Source organism: Synechococcus sp. WH 8109, from assembly GCF_000161795.2.
GTDB lineage: Bacteria > Cyanobacteriota > Cyanobacteriia > PCC-6307 > Cyanobiaceae > Parasynechococcus.
Genome location: NZ_CP006882.1, coordinates 1,776,811 through 1,802,740, shown reverse-complemented (window position 1 = coordinate 1,802,740; position 25,930 = coordinate 1,776,811). Strand labels below are relative to the sequence as shown.

Sequence of the window (25,930 nt, the reverse complement as noted above, 5' to 3'; positions counted from 1 at the left end):
CTAGCCCCCTTGTCAGTTGCATTGCTGCATTCATTCGCACGCCTTTACACAACCCCCGTGCTGGATCAGCGCACGTGGCGGGTCCCATCCACGGGGTGGTACTCCTCTCCTGTGAGTTCTTCAAACACGATGGCCGGGAGACCGGTCTCGAACATGGTCTGCAGGGCTTCCTTGAGATAAGGGTTCCAGCCTCCGGTGCTCACCTGGCCGTGGCGGACGGTCCAGTCCCAGGTGCCCTGAAGGTCGCGGGGGATCCGGCCTTCCCGGTCACGACGGGCCACCAGATCCAGAGATTCCACAAGTCCCACGGTGATGGGGTCCTTGCCGTAGGCCGGCGTCAGGCTCAATTCCAGGCGAACGGGGTCCTCTTTCATCAGCCGAAGCCGAAACCGTGGGGGCAGCTTGAGGCCTTTGATGACTGCTGCAACGATGCGTGTTCTCTGATCCACTCAGGCGACCCCTGTCGACTTCAAGCGCCCAATTTATTCAGTGCCGGGTCCCGCGGCCGTCGAGGCTTCGTCATCGTCACCGCCGAAGCGCACCGTCAGCAGGGCCTCTTCCGTGATGCGTCCCTCGCTGTCCAGCAGTTCTGGGTGGACGGTTACCTGGCCTGTGCGGTCGTTCGGAGCGTTGTTGGGCGAGCTGTTGATCGGACCGCTGGCAGCGCGGAAACCCTTGCTCATCACGCGGAAGGCCTGCCACAACAGGGCCACGAATAGCGCTCCGTAGATGAGGGGAAACAGCGAACCGAGCATGACCCTCCGACCCAGCTGAATGTCTGCATTCTCACGCTATCGGCACCCCGGTCGCATGTGGTCACAGCTTTGAAATTGAACGTGGCTGTTTTTGGATCTGCTCTGCGTAGCGTCGAGGCAGCCGATCGCCCTGAAGCTGTGGTCAACTCCTCGTCCCGCTCGTTTGTCGCCTCTGCTCTGGCGGGGGGAGTTCTGGTGGCCGGCGTGTTGTCGCTTCCCTTGATCGTTGGTCCTCAGCAAGCAGAGGCGCGCCCGGAGATCTGTCGCGACTCGTTTGTGGCTGCCGCTGTGAAGCGCAGTGGTCCGGCAGTGATCAGCTTGGAGACGGCGCGGACCGTCAAGCAGTCCAGTGTTGCGGGTGTGCCGCCGGCCCTGATGCAGGACCCTTTGTTTCGCCACTTCTTCGGCATCCCACGCGCCAAAGGTCCGCGCTCCAGGGTGCAGCGCGGCCAAGGCAGTGGAGTGATCTTCGATGCCAAGGGCCTGCTGCTCACCAATGCCCATGTGGTGGAAGGGGCGGATCAACTCAGCGTGGAGCTCTCCGATGGCAGGAGGGTGCTCGCCCGAATAGTTGGCAAAGATAGCCTCACTGATCTCGCGGTGGTGCGCCTGGAGGGCGCCGGGCCCTGGCCGGTCGCGGATCTGGGGGATTCCGACCGGCTCAGCGTGGGCGACTGGGCGATTGCCGTGGGAAATCCCTTTGGCCTGGAGAGCACGGTGACTCTGGGAATCATCAGCAACCTCAACCGCAACGTTGCTCAGTTAGGAATTTCCGGCAAACGTCTTGACCTGATTCAGACCGACGCGGCGATCAATCCTGGTAATTCGGGCGGGCCACTGCTCAATGCCGACGGTGAGGTGATCGGCATCAACACCTTGGTGCGATCAGGGCCTGGGGCAGGTCTGGGTTTTGCCATTCCGATCAATCGGGCTCGAACCATTGCCCAGCAGCTGGTGGACAGCGGCAAGGCCCGTCATCCGGTGATCGGCATCCGTCTGTCGCCGGTGCCCCGGCCCACCCCCACATCCCCGGTGCCGCCAGGTGCGGTCATTCGCGCTGTTCAACCTGGAGGGCCGGCGGACCGCGCCGGGCTCAAGGTGGATGATGTGATCCTTCGCTTGGATGGCCAGGCGGTTGAGGGCCCAGCTGCGGTGGTCAGTGCCATTGAACGCCGCGGTGTGGGTGCCTGGGTTGCGCTCGAGGTGCAGCGAGCTCAGGAGCGGGTCTCGATCAACGTCAAGCCCGTCGATTTGTCGGCATTGGCCCCTGGCTGAAGCTTTTGGCTCAGGCGTCGTCGGCGTCCCTCAGTTGTTCGACGCATTGGGTGATGCAGTCGCCATCGTCCAGCGAACAGGTGGTGATGCACTGGAAATAGGTTTCCACTGCATCCCAGGTCTGCTCATGGGGGGCCGGACCGGGGGCTGTTGAACCACCAACGGGTTCGCTGTTGCCGGGGCCGGGAACCATGCTCATCGGGGCTGGAAGGTCAGTTTTGTCAGCCTATGCAGATGAAAACAGCAGGTAAAGAGAAATAAGTCTTCCTGCCTAAACCTGTGTGAAGTTTTCGTTGCCGTCGTCTGATGTCAGTCAGGCCGCCTTTTTACGGCGGGCGTCGCGTGCCTTCTGCTTCTCCTTGTTGGCCTTCCGCTTGGCCTCCCGTTCCGAAGCCAAGTCTTTCTCTTTCGCAGCTGCCCTTTCTTCCTCTTTTTTCTCGAGGTAGTAGTTGTAATCGCCGCGATACATCACCAGTTCTCCGTCCCGCAGTTCCACGATGCGGTTGGCGACGCGGGAGATGAAATAGCGGTCGTGGGAGACCAGCAGCGCGGCTCCCTCGTAGGCCATCAAGGCGTCCTCGAGCATCTGCTTGGCGGGAATGTCGAGGTGATTGGTGGGCTCATCCAGGACCAGCAGATTGCAGGGGGTGAGCAGCATCAGGGCCAGGGCCAGACGGGCTTTCTCTCCGCCGCTGAGCTTCCCGACGTCCTTGAACACCGTTTCGTTGCTGAAGCAGAAACTGCCCAGCAGCGAACGAACCTGGGTCTGGGTCCAGTCGGGAACCGCTTCGTACATCGTGTCGATCACGGTCTTGGACAGATCCAGGGCTTCGGCCTGGTTTTGTTCGAAGTACCCCGCAATCACGTTGTGCTCCCCAAGCCGGGCACTACCTTCATCGGGGGTTTCAACCCCCATCACCAGACGCAGCAGGGTGGACTTACCCGCACCATTGGGGCCTACGAAGGCGATTCGGTCACCCCGCTCCACTTCCAGTTCAGCCCCCAGGAAAAGGATTTTGTCTCCATAGCTGTGGGTGACGTTGTCGATCAGGGCAACCTGGGCGCCAGAGCGCGGGGCAGGCGGGAACTGAAAACTTGGCCCGGCCACTGATTCGATTGGTGCCTCCACCCGTTCCACCTTGTCCAGCTGCTTCTCACGGCTTTTGGCCTGGGTGCTGCGGGTGGCACTGGCGCGGAAGCGATCGATGTAGGCCTGTTGCGTGGCGATCTCCTTCTGCTGCCGTTCGAAGGCCGCCTGTGTGGCCTCCCGCTCCAGTTGTTTCTGCTCCAGGTGGGCGGTGTAGTTGCCGAGGTAGCTGCGGGACACCCCCCGTTCGGTGGAAACGATCTGATTGCAGACCCGGTCGAGGAAGGTGCGGTCGTGGCTGATCACCACAAGGGCTGCGCTCTGCTCCAGCAGGTAGTTCTCCAGCCACTGGATGGTTCCGACATCCAGATGGTTGGTGGGTTCGTCGAGCAGCAGAAGATCCGGTTCCTGCAGCAGGATTTTCCCCAGGGCGATCCGCATCTGCCATCCGCCGGAATAGTCCTTCACCTGCAGCTCAGCGCCCTCCGGGGTGAAGCCGATCGTGGGCAGGAGCTTGTCGATGCGGGCATCGAGTTCGTAGCCATGCAGTGCTTCGAAACGGCTTTGCAGCTTTCCCAGTTCTTGGATCAGCTGGTCCAGATGGTCGGGATCCTCCGCGGCCCGTTCGGAGCCCATCGCCTCTTCCACCTGCTTCTGCTGGTTCATTACTTCGGCCGCTTCGCCGAAGGCTTGAAATAGTTCCTGGCGCACGGTGCGCTCCAGGTCTACGTCGAATTCCTGCTGGAGATAAGCGATGCGGGGTTCCCCCTGCCGAACCACCTGGCCGCTGGTGGGCTCTTCGTGTCCGGCGATCAGACGCATCTGGGTGGACTTGCCGGCGCCGTTCACGCCCACCAGGCCGATCCTGTCTCCAGGTTTCACCTCCCAGGTCACGGCCCGGAGCACTTCCCCCGTGGGGTAGATCTTGCTGACGTTTTCGAGTCGCAGCACCGGCGGAAGGCGTGATGCCCCCCATCATCCCTGTCGGCAAACTGTTGAAGGTTCCCGGAGGCTGGTCGCCATGCTGAAAGTGGAGCAGCTGGCCGCTCTCGTGGTGGCCGCAGGATTGGCGATTGTGAGTTACATGCTCTTCTTCAGTTGGGCCGGAGGTGGCGGCTACGAACGCCGTCAGCGCGCTGAGCCCCAGGCCCTTCTGACGCCAGAAGCCTCCGCGCTCAAAGACCGCCTCTCGCCTTGATCAGCCAGCGCTTGCTTTCGTCGTCGTCAAGGCTGGCCAGATGGTCGCGCACTTCCTGGGTCGTGACGGGTAGCCCCAGCTGGTCGCCCAGGCTGCAGATGCTGGCCATGGCGCCGTTGGGATCCTGCAGTGCCTGACGGAAAAGGGCCTGGGTCTGCTCCGGATTGCAGCTGATTCGGGCGTACAGCGATGCGGCGTTGGAAGCCATCGCGATCTGAGCAACTGCTAAAACGCTATTCAGCACCGAGAGCCTTGTCAGGCAGCTTGTTCGATGACGTCATCGTGCTGCCCCAGGGCTGAGGCGTCCTTCATGCTGCGGGCGTCCATGCAGAGCACCTTGCGCAGTTGGGCATAGTTGGCGGCCTGGGTGCTGCGCCCTTCCTGGGAGGCGCCGTATTCGGCCCGTTGCAACACGTGGTGCAGGTGGGTCAGCAGGTAGGTGCTGATCACTGCTGACACCAGCACGTCGCTGTTTTCAGCGCTGCGACGGGGGCGTCGGGACCGAGCGCGGGTGCCGGCTGGACTACGACGGGAGCGAGGTGTGGCTTGGGTCATGGGGTACTCCGAGGAGGACCAATGCCCCCACCATAGTCATGGATACTACCCTTGACCATCTCTGTACACTTTTTAGTAGCAGAGCCCCTTCCTGGGGATCCGGTCGTGCCCACCCGTCAGACCTCATCCAGCGGGAAGCCCAAGTCCCCGAGAATTCAGGTTGTTCTGCCTGAGGATCTCTGCGCGCGTCTCACGGCGATGGCGAAGCTGGAATCCCGCACGGTGAGCAACATGGCGCGTGTGCTGATCCAGCAAGGCGTGCAACGCCATGAGCAGGAGCTGGAGGCGTCCGCGCCGGCGCCGACCCATGAGGAGCGCCTGCGGTCCGCCCTGGAATCACAGCAGCCCCGCCGTCTGCGGGGCGCCCCCCGGCGCCTGCGCCTGCACCGGCCTGGTTAGGCCGGATTCACCCGCGTGCCGAGCACGGCCTCCCTACAGGCTCCGGTGACAGCTGGCACATTGCCGGGATGCCCACTGTGGTGCCACCAGGCCAGCAACGCGAAGACCAGCGCTTCTCGGGCTTCCGTCGGCACCCCCAGGCTGCTGCTTGCATCGATCTGTGCGCCTCGGCAGCGCCGCCGCAGCTCATCGATCAACACCGTGTTTTGGCTGCCACCTCCGGCTGTGATCAGTTCGATCGGTGCGATTCCAACGCTCTGGCGCAGACGTGCCAGATCCTGGGCAACGACAGCGGCGGAAAAAGCCGTCAGAGTGGCGACGGCATCTGCCGCTGAGGCTCCACCGAGCTGATGAAGCCGCCGGTTGAGGTCCTCCTGCCCGAAACACTCCCGTCCTGTGGATTTCGGTGGTACCAGCTGGAAGTACTCCTCCTGGAGCCAGCGCTGGATCCAGCCCTCATCCGTATGGCCCTGCGCTGCCATCGCTCCACCCTTGTCGAAGCTTTGGGCGCCATTGGTGAAATGGCGCATGCCCAGGTCAATCAGGCTGTTGGCGGGTCCGCAGTCCCAGCCCAAGATCGCGGCATGGCGATCCACTCCACTGCAGGGGGGGATCAGGGTGAGGTTGGCAATGCCGCCCAGGTTCAGCAGTGCCCGCCAGCCCTGCGTGCTCCCCAGCAGGGCCGCATCGGCCCGAGGCACGAGCGGTGCTCCCTGCCCCCCTAACGCCATATCAGCAGCGCGGAAGTCATGGACCACGGACTTTTGCAGTCGATGGGCCAGCAGTGGGGCCTGCAGTATCTGCCAGCTGGCCCCTCGTGCCCCTTCGGCCGGGGGTCGGTGCCAGACGGTCTGGCCATGGCAGCCGATCAGCTCAGCTTTGGCATCGGGGTCGCAGGCTAGGGCCGCCTCGGCTTGCACCTCCGTGATGGCTTCCGCCAGCTCCAGCCAGAGGGCTGCCGGCATCGGTGCGCTCTGGCTGGCAGCCACCACCTGCTGCTGCAGTTCGAGCGGATAGGGCTGATGGTGGTGGCGAAGCAGTGACCACTGAGGACGCTGGGGTGGACCGTCGAAGCTCGCCAGCACGGCATCAACACCGTCAGCGCTGGTTCCGCTCATCAGCCCGAGGCAGTGCATCGGCTCAGTTTTTTGGGAGCCGTTGCAGGTCGTCCACCAGTCCCATCACCACCAGCAGGTGCCCCTCCTCCAGCACGTGGGATGCCGGTGGGTTCACCATCAGGCTGCTTTGCGGTCCTGCCGCCAGCACGTTCACCCTGAAGTTCTTGCGCAGATTCAGATCCCGCAGCGAGCGCCCCACAAACGGTTCCGGAACCTTGATCTCCTCGATGCAGTGCTGTTCATCCAGGGCCAGCCGTTCCATCAGGTTCGGGCGCACCAGCTCAAGGCCTAGGCGCTCCCCCTGCATGCGCGAGGGAAAGATCACCCGGTCGGCCCCTACCCGCTTCAGCATTTTTTCGTGGAGGTCGCTCGTTGCCCTCGCGATCACCTGGCGCACGCGGCTGCCCTCGCTGTCTTTGGCGATCAAGGTGGCGGTGATGCTGGCTTCGATCGGTTCACTGATCGCCACCACCACGGTGCCCATGTCGAGCACGCCGGCTTCCCGCAGGGCCTCTTCGTCGGTGCAGTCAACGACGCGGGCCTCCACGCTGGGCTCCAACTGACGCAGTTCATCCACCGCCCGCTCTGAGCGGTCCACGGCCAGCACATCAGCTCCGTTCTGAAGCAGTTCTCGGCAAACGGCGATGCCGAAACGGCCCACTCCGATGATCGCGAAGCCGAGTCTTTCGCTGCCCTGGGCCGGGCTCCATTGCCACCACTCCTTCATCGCTGCCTCCCCCGCTGATCACGCTCAGACATACAGATCCTCGCTGGGGTAACCGACTCGATTCTGGCGATTCATCTGGAGTTGTTCTTGCGTCATCGCTTCCCAGATCGCACTCACCAGCAACAGGATTCCCAACCGTCCCACAAACATTCCCACCATCAGCACGGCCTGGCCGAAACGGGGGAGTTCAACGGTGACTCCCAGATCTAGGCCCACAGTGGCAAAAGCGGAGATGCAGGTGAACAGCATTTCCATAAAGGTGAATGAATCCTTGCCGTTCACATTGCTGGCGATGCTGATCAGCATCGCCATGGCCATCACGAACAGCAGGGAACCCACCGTGATGCCGACGGCCCTAAGCACCACCTTGTCGCTGATGCTTCTGTTTCGAATCACCACCACCTCCCGGCCTCGCAGGGTGGAACGGGTGGCCGCCATCAAGGCGGCCACGGTGGTGGTCTTGATCCCACCACCGGTACCGCCGGGGCTGGCTCCGATGAACATCAGCACCATCAGCAACAGCAGGCTCGATTCGGTGACGGTGTCGAGCGAGAGCGGAACGGTGCTGAAGCCGGCTGTGCGTGCCGTGACGGATTTGAACAGGGCTGTGAGCCACCGCTCAGACCAGGGCATGCCCGCGAAGATCTCACCCTGGTTTAACCATTCCGTCAGGGCCAGCCCCCCTGCCCCGAAGACGATCAACAGCAGGGTGGTGCGCAGCACCAGGCGGGAGTGCAGACTCAGACGCCGCCGGCTTCGCCGTCTGCGCAATAGCTGCGTGGTCAGATCGCTGGTGACCCGCCACCCCAGGCCGCCGGCCACGATCAGCAGCATCACCACTGCATTCACAACCCCATTGCTGCGGTAGCGCTCGAGGCTGTCGTTCCAGAGTCCGAATCCCGCGTTGTTGTAAGCCGAGATGCTGTGGAACACCGCAGCCCAGAGGCGTTCGCCACGGTTGGGGATGTCATCGAAGCCGAAGTGATACAGGATCACACCCCCCAACAGGATCACCAGCGTCGCCGTCAGGGCAATGCCACGAAACGTGCGCCCAACGCCCCCAACGCCGAATTCATCCAGGGCCTGCCCCCGATCCAGGCGGCGGCGCAGGGCTGTTCCCTGCACCACAAAGCCCTGAAGAAACGTGGTGATGGCCATCAGGCCAAGGCCCCCCGCCAGGATCATTAGGGCTAGCACCGCCTGGCCGAAGGTCGTGAGATCGGTGCCGATGTCGATGATCGACAGGCCCGTCACGGTGATGGCTGATGTAGCCGTGAACAGAGCTTCCCATAGCCCCACGCGGCTTGAGGAGCACAGCGGAGTGGCCAGCAACAACGTGCCGGTCAGCACCACTAGCAATCCAGTCACCACGGTGAACTGTGGAACCGTGAGCCGACGATGCCAGCCCTGGCTGCGTTCGATGGCCCTTCCGATCGGCACAGGAGCATGCGAGATCTGACCAGTGTTGTTCAGGATCCGCCGTAATGCCAGAGGATCAGGGCCGGCACGATGATGGTCATGATCAGCGTCAGGCCAATTCCGTAGCGGGTGACGTCGAGAAAGCGATAACGGCCTGGACCGAACACCATCAAATTGGTCTGGTACCCGACGGGGGTGAGAAAGGATTGACTCGCACCGAACAACACTGTGATCAGCAATGCGGTGGGAGACAACTGCAGGGATGGGGCCAGTTGCACCGCGACAGGCGCCAGCAGGGCCACCGAGGCGGCATTGCTCATCACCTGGGTCAACAGCGTGGTGCCGATGAAGACCACCATCAAAGCGGCATAGCTCGGCCAGCCCGCCAGCCCCTGCTGGAGTACCAGGGCGAGGGCATCTGCGAGGCCCGTGCTCTGCATGGCAACGCTGAAACTGGTGAGGGATCCCAGTAACAGGATCACGTCCAGCCTAATTGAGCGCTGCAATTCGCCGAGGCGCAGACAGCCGGTGGCTACCACGCTCACCATGGCCAACAGCACCGCCGCTACCAGGGGAATGGGGGTGAGCGTCGGCAGGAGAAGCATCGCCAGGGCGATGCTGACGGCCACGGGCTTGCGCCGCACTGTGGGCAGGTCATCCTCCAGTCGATCCAGCACCAACAGGTCGTTGCTGGCCTGCAGGCCGCGGATGGAGTCGATCGGTGCCTGCAACAGCAGCACATCGCCCTCCCGCAGGATTACTTGGCCGAGACGTTCCTGAACGGTCTCCTGGCCGCGGCGAAGGGCGAGTACCGTAGCGTTGTGGCGTTGCCGGAACCGCAATTCCCGCAGGCTGGCGCCGGCCAGGGTGGAACCAGCCGGCAGCAAAACTTCCACGGTCTTCTGACCGCTTGACTCTTCGGTGTTGACGCTGAACCCGGTGTTCTGCCTCTGAGTTGTGAGCTGAACCGTGTGATCCTGCTGGAGACGCAGCAGATCGGGGCGGGTGACCCGCAGAAGCAGACGATCGCCGGCTTCAAGACGACGGTCCGCCAGGGGGGGCAGCAGCCGCTCTCCACCGCGCTGCAGCTCCAGAACGTCCACGTCGAAACGGCGTTGCAGCCGACTGTTCAGCAGTGAGCGACCCACCAGCTCCGAGTCGGGGGGGATGCGCACTTCTGTGCAGTAGCTGCTCGTTTTGCTGGTGTTGCCCAGATCATCCGTTGTGGCACCACGGTCCGGCAGCAGCACCCTCGGAGCCATCACCAGGTAGATGGCCCCGGCCAGCCAGACCGGCAAGCTGATCAGCGTGAAGCTGAACAGATCGAGGGAGCCGTAACCCAGTTGCTCGCTGATGTCGCTCACCAACAGGTTCACCGAGCTGCCCAGCAGGGTGAGGGTGCCCCCCAGCACGGTGGAAAACGACAAGGGCAAGAGCACCCGGGATGGCGAAATGCCGCGCCGTTGGCACCAGCCCTCCACCACGGGCAGAAGCGAGGCCACCACGGGGGTGTTGGGAACAATCCCTGACACCGGGGCGATCACGAAAGCCATTAGTGCGATCAGACGCCGCGAAGACCGGATCCGTTCTGTGGCGATCAGATCTCTGAGTCGATCCAGGGCACCGCTCTTGAACAGTGCCGCGGAGACCGGGAAAAGGCCCAACAGGGTGATCAGTGCAGGACTTCCGAAGCCCGCCAGAGCCTCCTGGGGATTGAGCACCCCGGTGGCGATCAACAGGCTCAAACTCAGCAACCCGGTGAGCTCCGGTGCAATCAACCCGGTGATGAACAGCACCACTGCCAGAGCCAACACGCCCAGGGTGATCAACGCCTGAGGGTTCTGAAGAGCGTTGCTCAGCTCGGCCATGGCGGCGAGTCGCCGGTCGTGAATTGTGGCGATTCTGCCCCGGGATCAAAAAATTGCTCCCGCAGCCACTGTTTTAGGCCCTGGAGCCCATCCCCCCGCACCGCCGAGAGAAACAGGGCGTCGGGTTCCCGCTGATGAATCATCTCGATCTCAGTTGCTTCACAGCGGTCGATCTGATTGGCGATCACCCGTCGCAGGGCAGTGCTGCCAAGCTCATCGAGCAGCCGATGCACAGTGTCCAGGTGGCCCTGCCAGTCGGGGTCAGCAAGGTCGATCACCAGCAGGAGCACATCGGCATCCAGCGCCTCCTCCAGCGTGGCGCGGAAGGCTTCCACCAGTGGGGCGGGGAGATCGCGGATGAAGCCCACCGTGTCGGTGATCAGTAACCGTTCGGGGCGTGCCCCAGGGCAGGGAAGGTCGAGTTTGCGGGTGGTGGGGTCAAGGGTCGCGAACAACTTGTTCTCCGCTAGAACGCGATCACTGGCCCGTTTGCCGCACAAGGCATTGAGAAGGCTGGATTTGCCCGCATTGGTGTAGCCCACAAGCGCTACCCGCGGCAGATCACGCCGCTGATCCCGTAAGCGGCTGCGGTGGGATTGAAGTTGGCGTTGATCCCGAAGCAGTCGTTCGATGCGTCGGCTGATGGCCCTTCGGTCTTTTTCCAACTGTGTTTCCCCTGGGCCGCGCGTGCCGATGCCGCCGCCCTGCCGCGACAGGCTGCTGCCCCGTCCCAACAGGCGCGGCAACCGGTAGCGCAGCTGAGCCAGTTCCACTTGAAGCCGCCCTGCAGCGCTGCCAGCCCGCTGGGCAAAGATGTCGAGGATCAATTCGCTGCGGTCGGAGACCGGGCAGCTGAGCAGCCGTTCGAGATTGCGGGCCTGCACGGGGGTGAGCTCCCGGTCGGTGATCACCAGGGAGGCCTGCCAGCGGCGGATCTCTAGGGCGGCTTCCTGAAGTTTTCCGGAGCCCCATAGCGTTTGGGGATTGGTTTGGCCCCGGCGCTGGCTGGTCCTGGCCACCGGTTCGGCGCCGGCACTTCGCACCAGGCCTTCCAGCTCAGCCAGATCCCGCTGGTCGCGCTGTTCATCGCCACTGGTGAGCGTGAGCAGAAGAACCCGCTCGTCTCCTGTTGCGGCACTGATGCTTTGGGGATGGGGTTCGTCGGGTGTGAGGACGCAAAGATCCCTCAGGTTGCCCTTTTCAAACGGTCTCCAGCCATCGGCTTGAGACGGGTCAGGGATCAAGAGTTCGGCCGGGCGAGCTCCATCGGCCCCCGGGCAGGGTGCAAAGCGCAGCCAGTGCCGAGGAGCGATATCAAGGGCGACCACGGCGTCGCGGGGATCTGAGTGCAGCCCTTTGCGAGCGAAAGGGCAGCTGATCAGTCGCCATCCCCCGCTGCTCCGCCGCGGCGTCGCCGGCAGATGCTGCAGCAGAGAATCCCTACCGGTGAGAGGCCCGAGCCAGAGCAGGCGGCAGAGGCCGCGGCCGTCCAGCACCAGATGCAATGCCATCTCCAGATCCAGCACCAGGTCGGCCAAGCGTTCGAGGCTCAGTAGATCGGCACCGCAGTCTTCGGGATGACGGCGATGGCTCAACCGCTCCAGCTGGCGTTGCTGGCTGGGGCGCAGACCACGGCAACGCCCGCCAAGGTGGGATTGCTTCAACGGTTCAGCAACCAGGCGCCTGCCGAGCGCAGACCCAGAGAGAGCCCTGGCAGGCGCGTGAGATAGGTGGCCCGTCGCAACTGGAAGGCCAATGGGCCAGCCAGGGTGAGCCCCATGCCGGTGAGGGTGGCCTCACCGACACCGAGGCTGAGCATTTCGCCTCGGTCCTCGAACTGAAAGGGTTGCGGCTCTTCCTCCACCCGTAGCTTTGCGATGGCTGCGGCAGTGGCATCGCCTTGCTGCATCGCCACCTGGGCGCTGGCGGGCCATGGGCTGCCTGGTCGGGCTGAGAGATCCCCGAGGGCGAACGTGTTGGCACAGCCCACCAGGCGCAGGTCATCGTCAACGGCCAGACGCCCCCGTTCCAGCACAGGTGTGGGTGAGATGGCGGGGATGGAGGGGCGGCTTCCTGCGGTCCAGATCAGGCCTACGTGACGCAAAACAGCACCATCGGCAAGGACAGCAGTGCTGGACTTCACTTCGCTCACGCTGGTGTTGAGCTGGACCACCACCCCTTTGCGTTCCAGCGCGGCCTGGGCCCGCTCGCGATTGAATGCTGAGCTGCCGGGGAGGATTTCATCTCCCATCTCCACGAGTCGAATGCTGGCAGCACCGTCGATCAGATCCGCCAGCTTGCAGGCCAGCTCCACGCCGGTGGGTCCCGCGCCAACAATGATCAGCCCGGCCTCTCCATCCCGTTGGTGGTGCAGGCTGTTGAGCCATTGCTTGAGGCGGCTCACATCGTTGAGGTCGCGGAAGCCGGAGCTGTGTTCCTTGACGCCTGGAATGCCGAAATCATTGGCTTTCGAGCCCGTCGCCAGCACCAGTTGTGACCAGCCCAAGTGGTCTCCGGAGGCCAGTTCGATGCTTTGGCTGGTTTGATCGATGCCAACAACGCTGTCCTTGATCCAGCAGATGCCGTTGTTCAGCAGTTGGTCGTAGCGGGGGGCCACCTCCCAGCTTTGAAGTTCATCGCTGAGCAGTTCGTACAGCAACGGTTGAAACAGAAAGCGATCCCGCGGTTCGATCAGAACGATGGGGCAGTTGGGCTGCCGTCGCTGAAGAGCAAGTGCTGTGAATAGTCCTCCGAATCCACCGCCGACGATCACCACGGCATCCGATGGGGACGAGGGTGAACGCATGAAGAGTGCAGCCAGTTCTGAAACGATAGGAACCACACCCGGTCCCACGACAGGGGAAGATGGCGAGATGACGGAGGCTCCTGAGGTCATGGTGCCCATGGCGGTGCAAAACGAGTTACTCGAAGGGCGCAAGCTCCTGGAGGCGATGGAACCGCAGCAGCGTCTGGCCTGGGGATTGGAGCAGTTCGGTGAGAATTTCGCTCTCACCACGAGTTTCGGGATCCAATCAGCTGTGCTTCTGCACATGCTGAGCACCCTCCCCGGGGGTGATGCTGTGCGGGTGATCTGGATCGATACCGGTTATCTGCCACCGGAGACTTACAGCTATGCCGCTCAACTCACCCAACAGCTCAGGATTCGTCTGGTGGTGAGTCAGAGCGAGATGTCCCCGGCTCGGATGGAAGCCCTGCACGGGCGGCTTTGGGAGTCCGGTCGCGTGGAAGACCTAGAGACTTATCACCGGATCCGCAAGGTTGAACCTCTGGAGCGAGCGCTCAACGACCTGAACACGCGCTGCTGGGCCAGTGGCGTGCGGCGTGGCCAGACCGATCACCGCCGTTCGATGACCGCGTTGGATCCGATTCGGGAGCGTTGGTCATTGCGCCCCCTGCTCGAGTGGACGAAGCGCGATGTGTACTACTACATGCAGGAGAACAATCTTCCCCAGCATCCGTTGTTTGAACAGGGTTATTCCACGGTCGGCGACTGGCATTCCAGTGGCCCGGATGTGGGCGATCTGAGTGGCCGTGACACCCGCTTTGGTGGCTTGAAGCAGGAGTGTGGAATTCATCTGCCCCAGGAGGTGAATGAAGGGCTGATGGGTGAAGGCATCTGAGTGACAGGGGCTACACGGGGCGGTGACCGCGTTCTGCTGATTGGTAACAGCCGTTGGCATTGGGCCCAGCGGGAACACCACGTTGTTTGTGTGGATCATGGGCCTCCAGATCCTGGTCGTATCGGGACCAACCCTCCGGTCTGGGCGGCGGTGGGGCCGGTGCCTGAGTCGCTCATGGCCCACCAGGATCTGCGCATTCGCCTTGAGGATGTGCCCTTACCCAAGGCTCCTCCTTGGTTGGGGGTGGACCGGGCACTCGGGTCTTGGATGGCCTGGCGCTGTAGCCAAGAGCAACAGCTCGACTGTTCCAGGGGGTTGCTTCTGGTGGATGCCGGCACCGTGTTGAGCCTCACCCGGGTGACGGCGGACGGGTGTTTTGGAGGCGGACAGCTGATCCCGGGCTATCGGCTCCAGCTCCAGGCCATGGCCAGGGGAACCCTCGGCTTGCCATCAACCCCTGAGGATCTCGACAACGACGCTCTGCAAGAGGTCTTCCCACAACAAACCGTGGCTGCCATGCAGCGCGGTGTGCTGGAGGCGATGTTGGCTTCCATTGCAGTGGCTCAGCAGCATGCCCAAGGTTTGCTGTGGATCTGCGGTGGGGATGCTGCCTTGTTGAAGAGCCGTTGGTCCGGTTCAACGGAGTTGTTGCAGCTGGAGGGCGATCTTCAGTTGCAAGCACTGCTGAGCCTGGGGGATGGGCTCAGCTCAGCCCGAGATCGCTGATCAGCGTGTCGGCCATGGTGGCTGCTTTCACCTTGAGATAAATACGCTCGAGTTTTCCCTCTTCATCGATCAGGAAGGTGTGGCGCATCATGCCCATGTATTCGCGCCCCATGAACTTCTTCAGCCCATAGCTCTCATAGAGGCTGGCCACGGCACAGGGCTCCTCATCGGTGAGCAGGGTGAAGGGAAGTTCGTGCTTGTTGATGAATTTGTTGTGGGAGGTGGCTCCGTCCTTGCTGATACCCAGAACAGTGATGTTGTTGGCTTTCAGTTGCTCCCAGCGATCGCGGAAGTTGCAGGCTTCTTTGGTGCAGCCTGGAGTGTCGTCTTTGGGATAGAAGTACAGAACAACCTTCTTCCCGCGAAGTGACGCGAGCCTGATGGAATCACCGTTTTGATCGGGAAGTGTGAAGTCGGGGGCGGCGTCGCCGATTTGCATACTCACGGAATGGGCTTGGTCAGTGGCGGCAGCGTACGGCCCTCAGGACAAGACTGTCCGTGCTGCCTACGTTGCAATCAACCTGCAGCTGTTGGGGAATGGCGTCGCGGATCCGGGCCGAGCAAATCGCACGCTCCCTTGCGGCTCTAAGCCTTTTGGCCATGGGCTTGAGCGCACTTGTTGCGCCGCGACATGGTTTCTCGTTGGATCACGCTGTTTCTTGGTCATCGCAGGCGAATCTCAGCCGGCTGCTGATGCAGCGCGAGGTCACCCTGTATCAACGCAGCGAAGCCGAAACTCTGTTGAAAGAGTTCACCCTTGCTCAGATGACGCGCCATTACTGGGGTGAATTCGCAGGTTCGCTTCAGGATTTAGGTCTGTCGTCGGGGCCGCAGTTCCAGGCAACGGTGGATCGCGATCCTCTTCGGACCCGACTGTGGCTTAAGCCCCATCTCGGCACGGAGGCCTATCTGGCGGAGGTGGAGCGCTCGGGCGGTCGACTGCGGATGCACCACTGCCGCGGTGATCGGAAAGGAGCAGGCCAGGCCGCGGCGGGGCACTGTCCGGATGGTTGGCAAGGGATTCAATTGGATTGATTGGCTGTTTCTTTTTTGGGGGTTGGCAAAGACCTATTCAGCCAAAATATTCTTCAGACAGAATTCACTTGATTTAAGAGAGAACCTGTGACTGCGAATCGCACAAGACCCTTGTGAGCTGCTTTTCTTCTGGGGCTATTTTACTGAACTACTGCCCCGAAGCTTTTGATGAACCGTGTAGTGGCCTTACTTCTCCTTGGTATATCCCTTGCGGTCATTCCTGGCCCTTTTTCAAAAGCCAACACCCAGCAACCGGTGCGCTGGCAAAATGGTGGTTCAGTTAGTACCACTACATACAGCGAGCTCGAATCTTTTCTTGTTGACGGCGCGGTCACAGACCGTGCTCTTCAGGACGCCATTCAGATGTCCGGCTGGACCACCGAAGAGCTTCGTTTTGGTTTGAATAAGTCCTATGCAGTTGACCTCGCCGGTGTGTCCCGGTTTCTTGATTCCGGCGCCGGTGAAGCCTTTTTGAAGGATCAAACAAGTTCTTATGTCCCTTATTGGAGCCAAAAGACGACGGCGGCCATGGCTCTGCGGGCCGCCATCATCGCGGATGCCAAAGATGGGCTCATTAGCTCTATCGGCATCATGAAACAGCTGCCCGTCTCCTTCCGTTTATCCGGTAACGGACCGACTGACGGCAGGCAGAACGTTTGTGCTCCTGACAAAGTGAGTGGAGCCCAAGCCACCTCGTTGTTGTCTTGGTACGTCTTTCTGCCGGCTTGCATCAAAGCCAACTCTGAGCGCTGATCCCATGATTTCAGCCCCGGCTACGGCCGGGGCTTTTTTATGGCGTGTTTTGCTCGCCAGTGATCAATTGATGGCGCATTGGTAGTCGTAAACCACCCTCTCCCAGGCTGTTCAGTGACCGGCGTAATTCCTTCATCACTTCCGTGCTGATCTCCCCCATGGCCTGCCGGTAGGGCGATCCTTCGGCTAGCCATCGCTCAGCCAGTTCCGTGCCCCCTGGAAGCATGAGATGTTCAAGCCACTCCTCACTACGGAGCTGCCAGCCAGCCTTCGTTAACAACTTTTCCGGACGCTGCTGCAGCTCAAGCCACTGCTGTTCTTGAGCCACCAGATCGCTGAACAGCTTTGTTGGCTCGCCGTCTTGCAGCAATGCACCGGCGGGCCCCAGTTCGGCGCGGCTGATCAGCAGCCGTAAGCCTGTTGTCGGCTCGGCATGTTGGTTGATTGTTTTCAGCAGCGCCGTCCAGTGCTGCCCTTGCAGGTCGGCAGCGGCGAGCCTTCCCCCGATCCAATCGAAGGCTTGGCGTGCGGGCAGAGCGTCGAGGTTGCCGGTCAGCAGCTCTGGCCGATGCTCCGGCTCGAGCAGATCCATCTGCGCTTCCAGCCGGCTGCGGTCGGCTTCGTTCTCGCAGAGCATGGTCACGCCACCTTCCGGGACGGCCCTCAATGGATCGAGGGCCCAGATCAGCGAGCGCATCCCCAGCAGCAGCACCCGATCTCGACGGGTCCAGGGGATGTCCCGCCAGAGCCGCTCGCGCAGGCGCTGCAGCCGTTCTCCCTCCTGCCCCAGTTGGCGCTGCACCCAGCGGTCCACGCCGGGACGATTGGGCCCGCTGCTTAGCAGCAAGGGCTGGTCGGCCGCCAACTCCGCGGCTGCGGCGAGTTGGGCCGCCCGGCGTTCAGCCATCCGCTCGCGCCGTTCCCCCTCCCAACCGAGCTGGCCAGGCTGCCAGAACACCTCCCCTTGCAGGGGTGTGGGGAGGTATTGCTGCTCCACCCAGTGTTCGGCGTAGGCATGGGGGTAGCGGTAGCCCACACCATCGCCGAAGGCGGCTCCATCCCGGTTGGCATCGCGCAAATGCCCGGGCACGTCCTGCTTTTGCGTATTGCGCACGGTTTTGAGGGCATCAAAGAAGCCCAGAACGCTGTTGCTCTTTTCGGTGCCCGCCAGGTACAACGCGGCCTGGGCTAAGGGATACAAGCCCTCTGGTAGCCCTACCCGTTCGAAGGCTGCGGCACAGGCTTCCACCACAACCATGGCCTGAGGGTCGGCCAGGCCGATGTCTTCCCCCGCTGCAATCAGCATCCGCCGGAAGATGAACCGGGGGTTTTCACCGGCTTCCACCATGCGTGCCAGCCAGAACAGCGCCGCATCGGCATCGGAGCCCCGCAGCGATTTAATGAAGGCACTGATCGTGTCGTAGTGGGCATCGCCGTGCTTGTCGTAGAGCACAGCCCGCTGCTGAATCGATTCCTCTGCGATGGCCAGGTTGATCTGAATTACGCCGTCGCCATCGGGCTCGGAGCTCTCCACCGCCAGTTCAAGGGCATTGAGCAAGCTGCGGGCGTCTCCGCCTGCCACATCAACGAGGTGGTTAGCGGCATCGCTGCTGATGTCGATGGAGCGGTAGCCGTAGCCCCGTTCGTCGTCCGCCAGGGCGCGTTGCAGAAGCCTCTGCAAATCTTCTGGTTCCAGAGGCAGTAAACGAAACAGCCGCGAGCGGCTGACCAGCGCCTTGTTGACTTCGAAATAGGGGTTTTCTGTGGTGGCCCCGATCAGGATGACGGTGCCGTTCTCCACCCATGGCAACAGCGCATCCTGCTGGGCACTGTTAAACCGGTGCACTTCGTCGATGAAAAGGATCGTGCGCAGGCCATGCCGTTCAAGGCGTTGGCGTGCAGCATCCACCTCGATTCGTAAGTCTTTGATGCCGGCCAGCACGGCGTTGAGGCTGCTGAAGTGGGCGCGGGTGTGGTTGGCAATGATCCGCGCCAGGGTGGTTTTGCCGACCCCGGGCGGGCCATGCAGGATCAGGTTGCCGACCCGGTCGGCCTTGATGGCACGGCGGAGGAGCCGTCCGTCAGCCAGGATTCCGCTCTGACCTTCAAATTCCTCCAGCGTGCGCGGACGCATGCGATCGGCCAGGGGGGCCAGCCGCCGTCGTTGTTGCTCACCGTGAAAAGCGAAGAGGTCCTGAGCCAACAAACAACAGGCGATGCCCCAGTGTCCCTGACCTTCGCACTCAGCTCTTGAGCTGGGCCGAATCAAACATTTTTTGGGATGCCTGTTTCGACACGTCGAAACCTTGGCGGACAAGCTCTCACGAGCTCCCCATAATCCTCAAAAGCCCTTTAACCGTGCGTCATCCGCAGCGACTCCTGCTCACCCTCGCGGCTCTGATCACAGTCAGTTCCTGCAAGAGCGAAGCACCGAAGCCGCCGCCGCCGAAGGTGCAGGCTGTCTCCACCCAGTTGGCTGAGTTCACCGAGGGGATCGACACCGTCAGCACGCTCGAGTCCAGCAACATTGTGGAGTTGGCCGCCCAATCGGGTGGACGAATTGAGCAGCTGAAGATTCGCCAAGGTGATGAGGTTGAGGCTGGTCAGCTTCTGCTTGTGCTTGATCAAGACGAGGAAAAGGCCAACGCAGACACTGCCAAAGCCAATTACGAGCGTTACGCCTACCTGGCTGAGGTGGGAGCAACGTCGCAGGAGGAGTTGGATCGCTACCGGACTCAGTACATCGAAGCGAAGGCCAAGCTCGATTACACCAATCTGCGTTCTCCCTCCGCCGGCACGGTTGCTGACGTGAAAGTGAAGGTGGGCGATGTGATTCGGCAGGGCGAGGTGTTCACCAGCCTGGTTCAGAACAATGAGCTGGAAGCAAAGGTGGAAGTGCCTGCAATCTTCTCGGCCCGGCTGCAGGAGGGCCAGCCCGTTGTGCTGATGGCTCCTGGTAGTGAAGAAATAATTGCCACAGGTGTAGTGGAATCAATTGATCCACGCATCAACCCCAACACCCAAGGACTGCTGTTGATAGCGGCGTTCCTTAATACCGACGGAATCCTGCGAGATGGTTTGCGACTGCATACGCGTGTGCAGATCAAAGCTGAGGAACAGTTGGCTGTTCCTTTTGCCGCTGTCATCCAGACCTCTGGTCAGAGCTTTGTCTTCCGGCTCGGAAGTTTCGATGAGCTAAGGGAGAACCCTGGTAAGGCGGATTTAAGGAAGCTGGAGCTGGGAATTAAGGCCGGCAAGCTTCCCTCAAACATGCAATTTGCCTTGCAGACTCCAGTCACTGTGGGCGAACTGGAGAACAACCTGTACCCCATCACCAAGGGCCTGAAACTGAATCAGAAGGTGGCCACCACCAACCTTTTGAACCTCAGACACGGGATGCCTGTGCAGGTGCAACCCGCCAAGGGGAACTGAGGTTGATCGATGTCTGCGTCTAATAACTTCATCACCAAACCGGTTCTCAGCACGGTTTGCAGTCTTTTGATCGTGATTGTCGGCTTGATCGCGATCCCGATCCTTCCGATCGAGAACCTCCCCGACATTGCTCCTCCAACGGTGAAGGTGCAGGCCACCTATGTGGGCGCCGATGCGGTTGCCATTGAGCAGGGGGTTACCTCCGTGCTTGAGCAGCAGATCAATGGGGTGGAGAACATGGACTTCATCACCTCCAACAGCTCATCGGATGGTGTGAGTTCCATCTCGGTTTCCTTCGACAGTGGCACAGACGGCAATATCAACCAGGTGAACGTTCAGAACCGCGTTTCCCTAGCTGAACCACAGCTTCCAGAGGAAGTGCGCAAGTCCGGTGTCACGGTTAACAAGGCCTCCAACTCAATTCTGCTTGTTTATAACTTCGTCAATGAAGACCCCTCCACAAATGAATATTCTGTGGAGACGATTAGTGGGTATCTCGACAAGAACCTCACTAACAACATCAAACGGGTGAAGGGTGTCGGAGACATTACTTATTTCGGTAACCGCAAGATCGCTTTTCGCCTTTGGCTTGATCCCGAGAAGTTAAGCGCCAACAACCTTTTGGCCACCGATGTCGTCAACCAATTACGCAGCCAGAACCGCCTTGTTCCTGCCGGAAAGATTGGCGGGTCTCCCGCCCCGGAAGGTCAGGAATACACCTTCACGGTGCAGCTTCAAGGGCGTCTCACTAGCACCCAGGAATTCGAAAACATCATCCTGCGCAGTACTGAGGCAGGTGGTTTGGTTCGGCTCAAGGATGTGGGTCGCGTTGAGCTGGGTGGTGAGGCCTATGGAATCGATGCCATCGATCTGAAAGGTGCTTCTTCTGTCGGCCTCGCCATATATCAGCTTTCTGGCAGTAATGCCATTGACGTATCCAATGGCGTCAAGGATGTACTGGCTGAGTTTGAACAGACCCTTCCGGTTGGTCTCGGGGTGCAGAAGATCTACGACACCACAGACTTCATCAACCAGTCGATCAAAGGTGTGACCAACTCCCTCCGGGACGCAGTGATTCTGGTGGTGCTGATCCTGTTCCTCTTCTTGCAGAACTGGAAGGCCACCCTCGTGCCGGCTATCGCGATTCCAGTGGCGCTAATCGGCACTTTTGCTTTTGTGCTTGCATTCGGGTTTTCGCTCAACCAGCTCACCCTGTTTGGTCTTGTGCTGGCAACCGGGCTTGTTGTGGATGACGCCATCACCGTGGTGGAAGACACCTCCGCCAAAAAGGCGGAAGGGATGACCTCGGTGCAGGCCGCCATGGAAACCATGGATGAGCTGTTCGGGGCCGTCATCGCTACCTCCCTGGTGAAGATGGCGGTGTTCCTGCCGGTGCTGTTTTTTCCGGGTGCCACCGGCACGATCTACAAACAGTTCGCCGCCACGATTCTTTTCTCGATCGGCATCTCCACCTTCAACGCACTGACGTTTTCGCCGATGCTTTCGGCGCTGTTGCTGTCTAAGAAGACAAAAGAACTCAGCCGTCAGCAGTACGCCACGGCCGGTGTGGCGCTGGGTTTCGTATACGGCCTGCTGAGTGCTGGCAATGGCTCCGCAGCCGTCATCGTTTCCACGGTGTCTGGTGGCCTGATTGGCTTCATCGCTTCCAAGATCAACGGCATGCTCTTACGGCTTCCCTTTGCAGTCGGTGGAGCGGTGGTGGGTTTGGTGATTACTGGTGTGCTCTTCTCCAATCCACTTCCGGTTCTTCTTTTCACCTCGATCGGTCTGGGAGTCGGCTATTTCATCCCAGTAATCTTTGCCAACTTCAACCGTTTCTACAGCAGTTTCGAGCAGCGTTATGAATTGATCCTGGATGCAGTGCTGAAAGCCCGTCCGATTGTGATGGCGGTTTTGGCAGCGGGAATTCTGCTGACGGGCTTTGCCTTCACCCGAATTCCCGGAGGCTTTGTTCCAATTGAAGATCAGGGCTATGCGATCGGTTTCATCCAAGCACCTGATGGTGCTTCCAATGCGAAAACGCAGGGGATTAGCCGTCAGGTAGCAGCTGTATTGCGCTCCGAGGAGGACATCTCCTCAGCAGCCCTTTTCAGTGGCGCCAGCCTTGATGGAAACGCACCCAATAAAGGCTTTTTCTTTTTTGGTACGAAGCACTGGGATGAGCGGCCCGGCCCAGAACACACCGTTGGTGCCGTGGTGAAGCGACTCAACGCCAAGATGTATGGCCTCATCGATGGTGCTCGGGTGTTCGTGGTGGAGCCCCCGTCGATCCCCGGCTATGGCAACGGTGGTGGTTTTGAGTTCCAGTTGCTGGATAAAAGCAGTGGTGTATACGCGTTGAACGAGTTCTTTGGTTCCGCGCGGCAAATCATGCAGGCTGCAAATGCCAACCCGATCTTGAACCGCGTTTATTCGTTTTTCTCTCCCCAGGCTCCGCAGTACAAGATCAATGTGGACCGTGAGCAGATGGCCTCACTTGGGGTCGACTTCGGGTCGGCAATGTCGGTTTTTAGCATCAACTTCGGTGGGGCCTACGTGAACGACACCTTCCAGGAAGGCAAGGTGCGTCGGGTTTATGTGCAGGCTGACGACGTCAGTCGTGCCACACCGCAGAAACTTTCGGCTTACTACGTCGCCAATGCCAAGGGCGAGCAGATTCCCCTCTCGGAGTTCTTCACGCTCAAACAAACCGTTGGCCCCAGCGTCATACCCCACTTCAACCTCTACCGCTCGATCAAGATTGAGGGCACTCCTAAAGAGGGCAACAGTTCCGGCCAGGCCATTTCAGCGATGAAGCAAGTGTTCAGCCAGGGGAGCTTCCCCGGACTCGGTTACGACTGGACAGGTATCTCTCGCGAGGAGGTCAAAGCAGGTTCACTTGCGGTGGTGATTTTCGCCCTGGGCATCCTTGCGGTATTCCTGGTGCTTTCGGCTCAGTACGAGAGCTATACAGATCCGATCATTATTTTGTTAACCGTACCAACGGCGTTGCTGGGGGCCTTGGTCTTTCTTGGATCGGCGGGTCAGGTGCTCAACATCTATGCCCAGGTGGGTTTGGTGATGTTGATCGGTCTGGCTGGTGGTAACGCCATCCTGATTGTCGACCTGGCCAACCAGAAGATGAGCGAGGGCGAATCGGCATTGGAAGCCGCCAAATTTTCGGCCCAGTCACGTTTGCGTCCCATCCTGATGACAGCGATGTCTTCCCTCACGGGATTCCTGCCGTTGATGCTCGCTAGCGGTGCTGGTGCCCAGAGCCAGTCGTCCCTTGGTCTTGTGGTTTTCGGTGGTCTGTTGGTGGCCACCTTCCTCTCCACCCTTGTGGTGCCTGTCTTCTACGTGGTGATGAAGACGTTGCTGGGAGCTGCCGATGCCAAGCCACCTGAGGACGGTCCTACCCCCACCCCACAACCGAGCTGATGGTTGAGTTGAATTCCGAGGTGAATCAGCGCAAGCCCTTCAGTGGCATGCGTGTGTTGATTGCAGTGGCCATTGGTGCCGGCCTTGGTCTGGCGGTGGCCTATTTCCTTAAGGTGCTGATCGATAACAGCCCTGCCGAGATTGCGCTGGGCCGTTTACGCCTCTTTTATCTGATGGTGATCAGCTCAAGTGGTCTTGGAGGCTTTGCGATTGAGACGATGCGTCAGCTGCAGGAGGAGGCCACTGATCCTGCCTATCGGCACAGCAAGTCCCACCGTGGTCTTCGTCGCTGAGGGAATAACAAGAGCCGTCAAAAAAGCCACCCCTTGGGGTGGCTTTGGCATGTCAGGAGTGATGGACCCTGATCAGGTGATCACGGTTGGTTGATCCATGCCCGTGCGTTGCTTGATCTCCGCCAGGTCGTTGATGGCGCTGATCATCTCGGCCAGGGCGACCTGGGGATCCTGGTTGAGGTCGCCGCTGCTGGGCACATAGCTCTCCAGGTAGACGCGAATCGTCGCTCCCTTTGTGCCTGTACCGGAGAGGCGCACCACGACCCGGCTGCCGTCATCCAAAAGGATGCGCAGACCCTGGCCCGTTGTCACAGAACCATCAACCGGATCGGTGTAGCTGAAGTTGTCGGCTGTGCTGATCTTGCATCCAGCAAAGGCCTGGCCCACCAGGCTCGGCAGCATGGATTCGAGGCGGTCGTAGAGGCCATGGGCGGCGTCGCTGGCGACGGCCTCGTAGTCGTGACGCGAGTAGTAGTGGCGTCCGAAGCGCTTCCAGTGTTCGGCCATGATCTCGGCGACGCTGCAGCGGCGCACGGCCAGGATCTGCAGCCAGAACAGCACTGCCCAGAGACCATCTTTCTCGCGCACGTGGTTGCTGCCGGTGCCGAAGCTCTCCTCACCGCAAAGGGTGATCTTGCCGGCATCCAGCAGGTTGCCGAAGAATTTCCAGCCTGTGGGGGTTTCGAAGCAGTCAATCCCCAGCTCCTTTGCCACCACATCCACCGCAGCGCTGGTGGGCATCGAACGCGCCACCCCGGCCAGGCCGTTGGCGTAGGCCGGAGCCAGCGTGGCGTTAGCAGTCAGCACGGCGAGGCTGTCGCTGGGATTCACAAAGCAGCGCTGGCCCAGGATCATGTTGCGATCGCCATCGCCGTCGCAGGCGGCGCCGAAGCGGTACTCATCTCCCTCGAGCAGCAGTTCAGCCAGGTCGTGGGCGTAAGTGAGGTTGGGGTCGGGGTGACCGTTGCCGAAGTCTTCCAGGGGTGTGCCGTTGCGCACGCTTCCCGCCAATGCACCCAAAATCCCTTCGAACAAGCGGGTGGCGTATGGCCCCGTGACGGCATGCATGGCGTCAAAGGCCAGGGGGAAGTCGCTGCAAATCAGATCTCGGATCTGATCGAAGTTGAACAGCTTCTGCATCAGGGCAACAAAATCTTCGACGCCGTCGATTACCTCCACCTGCATCGCGCCGATGCTGTGCAGACCAGGGGCATCCAGTGGGATTTCTGGAGCCTCAACAATCGAGTATTGCTCCAGGGTCTTGGTGCATTCGAACACTGCATCGGTGAAGGAGGCGGGAGTGGGTCCACCGTTGGCGCCGTTGACCTTGACGCCGAAGTCACCGTTCTCACCACCCGGGTTGTGGCTGGCGGAAAGGATGATGCCGCCGATGGCCTGACGCTGTCGGATCAGATTGGAGGCGGCAGGCGTGGAGAGGATCCCGCCGGTGGTGACGATCACCTTGCTGAGGCCGTGGGCGGCTCCCATCCGCAGGATTACATCAATGGCACGGCGGTTTCCGTAACGGCCGTCGCCCCCGAGCACCAAGGTGCCGCCCTGCACGCCCGGCAGCGTGAGAAGCGAAGCTTCGATGAAGCTCTCCAGGTAATGGGGCTCCTCGAATTGGCGACTGCTCTTGCGTAGGCCGGAGGTCCCTGGCTTCTGGTCGGTGAAAGGGGTGGCCAGGGTCACCTGGCGTTGGGTCGATTCCGCAGGGGCCGAGGTGGTCATCACGACGGAGGGGGGCTGTATGTGGAACCTAAACATGGAAATCCATTTGCATGGCGTCGGTCACGACCAGTTGACGCCGCTACCCTTCGGCCCGCATCAATTCCGACGAGCATGCATCGCTATCTGCTGCTGTTGTGCGTCGGAATGGCCTGCACGACATCTTCTGTGGTTGCATCACAGAGCTGGAAAGGGGCCCTTCCACTGCCGGAGGCCTCACAGGAGGCCGTGACTGCTGCCAATGCTGTAATCAATAAGTCAGTTTCGAAAAATGCCCGCGCGGCAAGTTTTCCAATGCCATCTTGAAATTGTCCAACAGTTGTGATGTCTCAGGCCACTCCTCCACGGCGTGTGAGTTGGCCTCCGAAATCGCTAGTCATGAGAGCCAACTCAGCATTGGTGGCATGATCGTGATATCGAGACTCTGATCGATCTGCTTGGCGATTTGGAGAAAACCCACTGATCGCCGCTGTTTCTTCG

The 25,930-nt window shown here is 60.8% G+C and carries 25 protein-coding genes; 10 read left to right on the top strand and 15 right to left on the bottom strand.

What is annotated here, in order from left to right; all coding sequences use genetic code 11:
• Positions 1-65 precede the first annotated feature (65 nt).
• The gene (locus Syncc8109_RS09760) at positions 66-449 is read right to left on the bottom strand and encodes a hypothetical protein (protein ID WP_006851931.1); all 384 of its coding nucleotides are present in this window, start codon (positions 447-449) and stop codon (positions 66-68) included.
• A 33-nt stretch (positions 450-482) separates the two neighbouring features.
• Complete coding sequence (locus tag Syncc8109_RS09755; protein WP_025362524.1) at positions 483-755, bottom strand: DUF2973 domain-containing protein; 273 nt, start codon at positions 753-755, stop codon at positions 483-485.
• 138 nt (positions 756-893) lie between these two features.
• On the opposite strand from Syncc8109_RS09755, the gene Syncc8109_RS09750 reads away from it, so the two are divergent.
• Positions 894-2,030 (top strand): trypsin-like peptidase domain-containing protein, encoded by a 1,137-nt coding sequence (locus tag Syncc8109_RS09750; RefSeq protein WP_045172997.1) that lies wholly within the window; start codon positions 894-896, stop codon positions 2,028-2,030.
• Between the two features lie 10 nt (positions 2,031-2,040).
• Here the strand turns inward: Syncc8109_RS09750 and Syncc8109_RS09745 are convergent, their stop codons facing one another.
• The gene (locus Syncc8109_RS09745; RefSeq protein WP_006849805.1) at positions 2,041-2,229 is read right to left on the bottom strand and encodes a hypothetical protein; all 189 of its coding nucleotides are present in this window, start codon (positions 2,227-2,229) and stop codon (positions 2,041-2,043) included.
• Positions 2,230-2,343: 114 nt separating this feature from the next.
• Positions 2,344-4,068, bottom strand: coding sequence for a ribosomal protection-like ABC-F family protein (abc-f, locus tag Syncc8109_RS09740; RefSeq protein WP_006850380.1), 1,725 nt, complete (start codon positions 4,066-4,068; stop codon positions 2,344-2,346).
• Between the two features lie 70 nt (positions 4,069-4,138).
• Here abc-f and Syncc8109_RS12705 point away from each other — a divergent pair, with 70 nt between their 5' ends.
• On the top strand, positions 4,139-4,315 hold the full coding sequence (locus tag Syncc8109_RS12705) for a hypothetical protein (RefSeq protein WP_006850165.1): 177 nt from the start codon (positions 4,139-4,141) through the stop codon (positions 4,313-4,315).
• On the opposite strand, the gene Syncc8109_RS09735 is transcribed toward Syncc8109_RS12705, so the two are convergent.
• Positions 4,293-4,523 carry a hypothetical protein gene (locus Syncc8109_RS09735; protein ID WP_025362522.1) on the bottom strand — a complete coding sequence of 77 codons (231 nt, stop codon included), beginning with the start codon at positions 4,521-4,523 and terminating at the stop codon, positions 4,293-4,295. The two genes, Syncc8109_RS12705 and Syncc8109_RS09735, sit on opposite strands and share 23 nt — an antisense overlap.
• A 47-nt stretch (positions 4,524-4,570) precedes the next feature.
• The gene (locus Syncc8109_RS09730; RefSeq protein ID WP_025362521.1) at positions 4,571-4,870 is read right to left on the bottom strand and encodes a hypothetical protein; all 300 of its coding nucleotides are present in this window, start codon (positions 4,868-4,870) and stop codon (positions 4,571-4,573) included.
• A 105-nt stretch (positions 4,871-4,975) separates the two neighbouring features.
• On the opposite strand from Syncc8109_RS09730, the gene Syncc8109_RS09725 reads away from it, so the two are divergent.
• Positions 4,976-5,269: a hypothetical protein gene (locus Syncc8109_RS09725; protein ID WP_006850322.1), complete on the top strand. Its 294-nt coding sequence runs from the start codon at positions 4,976-4,978 to the stop codon at positions 5,267-5,269.
• On the opposite strand, the gene Syncc8109_RS09720 is transcribed toward Syncc8109_RS09725, so the two are convergent.
• The 6 genes from Syncc8109_RS09720 to Syncc8109_RS09695 are packed head-to-tail and all read right to left on the bottom strand — an operon-like array spanning position 5,266 to position 13,207.
• Positions 5,266-6,405 (bottom strand): anhydro-N-acetylmuramic acid kinase, encoded by a 1,140-nt coding sequence (locus tag Syncc8109_RS09720; RefSeq protein WP_006851430.1) that lies wholly within the window; start codon positions 6,403-6,405, stop codon positions 5,266-5,268. The two genes, Syncc8109_RS09725 and Syncc8109_RS09720, sit on opposite strands and share 4 nt — an antisense overlap.
• A 4-nt stretch (positions 6,406-6,409) precedes the next feature.
• Positions 6,410-7,114 carry a TrkA family potassium uptake protein gene (locus Syncc8109_RS09715; protein WP_006850402.1) on the bottom strand — a complete coding sequence of 235 codons (705 nt, stop codon included), beginning with the start codon at positions 7,112-7,114 and terminating at the stop codon, positions 6,410-6,412.
• Between the two features lie 24 nt (positions 7,115-7,138).
• Entirely contained in the window at positions 7,139-8,554 is a 1,416-nt protein-coding gene (locus tag Syncc8109_RS09710; RefSeq protein WP_006849842.1) for a TrkH family potassium uptake protein, read from the bottom strand.
• Between the two features lie 29 nt (positions 8,555-8,583).
• Positions 8,584-10,401 (bottom strand): SLC13 family permease, encoded by a 1,818-nt coding sequence (locus Syncc8109_RS09705; protein ID WP_006851547.1) that lies wholly within the window; start codon positions 10,399-10,401, stop codon positions 8,584-8,586.
• Positions 10,389-12,065 (bottom strand): GTPase HflX, encoded by a 1,677-nt coding sequence (gene hflX / locus Syncc8109_RS09700; RefSeq protein ID WP_006850999.1) that lies wholly within the window; start codon positions 12,063-12,065, stop codon positions 10,389-10,391. The genes Syncc8109_RS09705 and hflX overlap by 13 nt, the downstream gene beginning before the upstream one ends.
• Positions 12,062-13,207: an NAD(P)/FAD-dependent oxidoreductase gene (locus Syncc8109_RS09695; RefSeq protein ID WP_025362520.1), complete on the bottom strand. Its 1,146-nt coding sequence runs from the start codon at positions 13,205-13,207 to the stop codon at positions 12,062-12,064. The genes hflX and Syncc8109_RS09695 overlap by 4 nt, the downstream gene beginning before the upstream one ends.
• Before the next feature lie 67 nt (positions 13,208-13,274).
• Between Syncc8109_RS09695 and Syncc8109_RS09690 the strand changes: the two genes are divergently transcribed.
• Entirely contained in the window at positions 13,275-14,042 is a 768-nt protein-coding gene (locus tag Syncc8109_RS09690) for a phosphoadenylyl-sulfate reductase (RefSeq protein WP_006851349.1), read from the top strand.
• Positions 14,043-14,768: a type III pantothenate kinase gene (locus Syncc8109_RS09685; RefSeq protein ID WP_006850203.1), complete on the top strand. Its 726-nt coding sequence runs from the start codon at positions 14,043-14,045 to the stop codon at positions 14,766-14,768.
• Here Syncc8109_RS09685 and bcp read toward each other — a convergent pair.
• Positions 14,746-15,213, bottom strand: coding sequence for a thioredoxin-dependent thiol peroxidase (bcp, locus tag Syncc8109_RS09680; protein ID WP_006851607.1), 468 nt, complete (start codon positions 15,211-15,213; stop codon positions 14,746-14,748). The two genes, Syncc8109_RS09685 and bcp, sit on opposite strands and share 23 nt — an antisense overlap.
• Positions 15,214-15,461: 248 nt before the next feature.
• Between bcp and Syncc8109_RS09675 the strand changes: the two genes are divergently transcribed.
• On the top strand, positions 15,462-15,803 hold the full coding sequence (locus Syncc8109_RS09675) for a thymidylate synthase (RefSeq protein WP_232202421.1): 342 nt from the start codon (positions 15,462-15,464) through the stop codon (positions 15,801-15,803).
• A 168-nt stretch (positions 15,804-15,971) separates the two neighbouring features.
• Positions 15,972-16,556: an alpha/beta hydrolase gene (locus Syncc8109_RS09670; RefSeq protein WP_045172804.1), complete on the top strand. Its 585-nt coding sequence runs from the start codon at positions 15,972-15,974 to the stop codon at positions 16,554-16,556.
• 37 nt (positions 16,557-16,593) lie between these two features.
• Here the strand turns inward: Syncc8109_RS09670 and Syncc8109_RS09665 are convergent, their stop codons facing one another.
• On the bottom strand, positions 16,594-18,762 hold the full coding sequence (locus tag Syncc8109_RS09665) for an AAA family ATPase (protein ID WP_006851048.1): 2,169 nt from the start codon (positions 18,760-18,762) through the stop codon (positions 16,594-16,596).
• Positions 18,763-18,914: 152 nt separating this feature from the next.
• Between Syncc8109_RS09665 and Syncc8109_RS09660 the strand changes: the two genes are divergently transcribed.
• Genes Syncc8109_RS09660 through Syncc8109_RS09650 form a run of 3 tightly spaced genes read left to right on the top strand, consistent with a single transcriptional unit; the run spans position 18,915 to position 23,722 of the window.
• Positions 18,915-19,988 carry an efflux RND transporter periplasmic adaptor subunit gene (locus tag Syncc8109_RS09660; protein ID WP_006852043.1) on the top strand — a complete coding sequence of 358 codons (1,074 nt, stop codon included), beginning with the start codon at positions 18,915-18,917 and terminating at the stop codon, positions 19,986-19,988.
• Between the two features lie 9 nt (positions 19,989-19,997).
• Positions 19,998-23,429 carry an efflux RND transporter permease subunit gene (locus tag Syncc8109_RS09655; RefSeq protein WP_006850035.1) on the top strand — a complete coding sequence of 1,144 codons (3,432 nt, stop codon included), beginning with the start codon at positions 19,998-20,000 and terminating at the stop codon, positions 23,427-23,429.
• Positions 23,429-23,722 carry a hypothetical protein gene (locus tag Syncc8109_RS09650; RefSeq protein ID WP_006850181.1) on the top strand — a complete coding sequence of 98 codons (294 nt, stop codon included), beginning with the start codon at positions 23,429-23,431 and terminating at the stop codon, positions 23,720-23,722. The genes Syncc8109_RS09655 and Syncc8109_RS09650 overlap by 1 nt, the downstream gene beginning before the upstream one ends.
• A 72-nt stretch (positions 23,723-23,794) precedes the next feature.
• Here Syncc8109_RS09650 and Syncc8109_RS09645 read toward each other — a convergent pair whose 3' ends face one another.
• Positions 23,795-25,453 (bottom strand): alpha-D-glucose phosphate-specific phosphoglucomutase, encoded by a 1,659-nt coding sequence (locus Syncc8109_RS09645; protein ID WP_025362517.1) that lies wholly within the window; start codon positions 25,451-25,453, stop codon positions 23,795-23,797.
• Positions 25,454-25,930 lie beyond the last annotated feature (477 nt).